Origin of the sequence: Allokutzneria sp. NRRL B-24872 (genome assembly GCF_002155965.1) — a bacterium.
Lineage (GTDB): Bacteria > Actinomycetota > Actinomycetes > Mycobacteriales > Pseudonocardiaceae > Allokutzneria.
In genome coordinates this window covers 568-1,211 of the sequence record NZ_MUMH01000133.1, presented here as the reverse complement: position 1 = coordinate 1,211, position 644 = coordinate 568, and the positions used below count along the sequence as shown (strand labels likewise).

Below are 644 nucleotides of genomic sequence, written 5' to 3'. Positions count from 1 at the left end.
GCTCGGCCACGGCGTGCGGATCATGGACGACATCAAGGTCGACGAGGACGGCACCGTCCACCTCGGCAGGCTCGCGGGCTACGTGCGGGACCGCCGCATCCCGCTGGAGATGTGCCCCAGCTCCAACGTGCAGACCGGCGCGGCGACCTCCGTCGCCGAGCACCCGATCGGCCTGCTCGCGAAACTGCGTTTCCGCGTCACGGTGAACACCGACAACAGACTGATGAGCAACTGCACCGTTTCCGGTGAGTTCGCCGCGCTGCACGAGGCTTTCGGATATGGCTGGGCCGACATGCAGTGGTTCACGGTGAACGCGATGAAGTCGTCGTTCCTCGGATTCGACGAGCGGCTCGCGCTCATCAACGACGTGATCAAGCCGGGATACGCCGAACTCATCGGCTGACCCCCGCGCGAGAAAGGGCCCCCGCCACATTCGGCGGGGGCCCTTGTCGTTCTCGGGACTAGTGCTTGCGAAGCCGGTCTTCGAGATTGCCGACCAGTTCCTGCCACACGCCGACCTCGGCGGTGAACGGCGCGCTCGGCGCGAGCCGCGTGGGGTCGGGCCGCAGCACGAAGGAGACCATCCAGCCCAGCGGCTCCGAGGAGGACAGCGCGTTGGCCACGCGGTCGTCGTCGGCCCACTG

Annotated in this window: 2 pseudogenes; one reads left to right on the top strand and one right to left on the bottom strand. The window is 67.5% G+C overall.

The window, feature by feature from the left end:
* Positions 1-403 (top strand): annotated as a pseudogene (locus CCN37_RS29915) (adenosine deaminase); the annotation flags it as partial.
* A gap of 58 nt (positions 404-461) precedes the next feature.
* Here the strand turns inward: CCN37_RS29915 and CCN37_RS40220 are convergent.
* A pseudogene (locus tag CCN37_RS40220) lies at positions 462-644 on the bottom strand (primosomal protein); the annotation flags it as partial.